This window comes from Armatimonadota bacterium (assembly GCA_025059775.1).
In the GTDB taxonomy this organism is placed as follows: Bacteria; Sysuimicrobiota; Sysuimicrobiia; order Sysuimicrobiales; family Sysuimicrobiaceae; genus Sysuimicrobium.
Genome location: JANXCW010000059.1, coordinates 1 through 504 on the forward strand (window position 1 = coordinate 1; position 504 = coordinate 504).

The following is a 504-nucleotide window of genomic DNA, read 5'->3' on the forward strand; positions in this document are numbered from 1 at the left end:
CTACGAGATGCTCTGCCTGCCGCCCGCCGAGCAGGAGGAGTTGCAGTCTGCTTCCAATGTCCGATACTGGGCGTTGCTACGCGGAGTAGACCTCAAGGCGCTCTTCGCAGGAGCGCAAGACCTGCTGCTCGCCCTGGAGCGTGCGGCAACAGAACTGGCAAAGACGCCCCTGCCCGACGGCTTTCGGCTGGACATCCCGACCCCGTACGGTATCGTCGCCCTGCGTGACGGTCGCGCGGATACCTATCTACCTGAGAAGTATCTACTCATTGTGGACGCGGGCGGCGACGACACCTACCTGGGCGCAGGGGGTACGACCTCCGCTGACCACGCGATGACAGCAGAGATAGACCTGCGGGGCAACGACCGCTACCTGCAAGACGAGGCAATGGCGACGCAGGGCGTGGCGCAGGTATCCGACCGCAAGACGCGCCGCACGGCGCCTTGAATCGGCGGAGCGGTGCTGGGATACGCCTTCGTGCTGGACAGGGAAGGCAACGACCT

1 protein-coding gene is annotated in these 504 nt (G+C 64.7%); it reads left to right on the forward strand.

Going from position 1 to position 504, the window contains the following annotated elements; genetic code table 11:
• Nucleotides 1-448: hypothetical protein (locus N0A24_12350; protein MCS7174125.1), on the forward strand; the 448-nt coding region annotated here is incomplete at its 5' end.
• Nucleotides 449-504 lie beyond the last annotated feature (56 nt).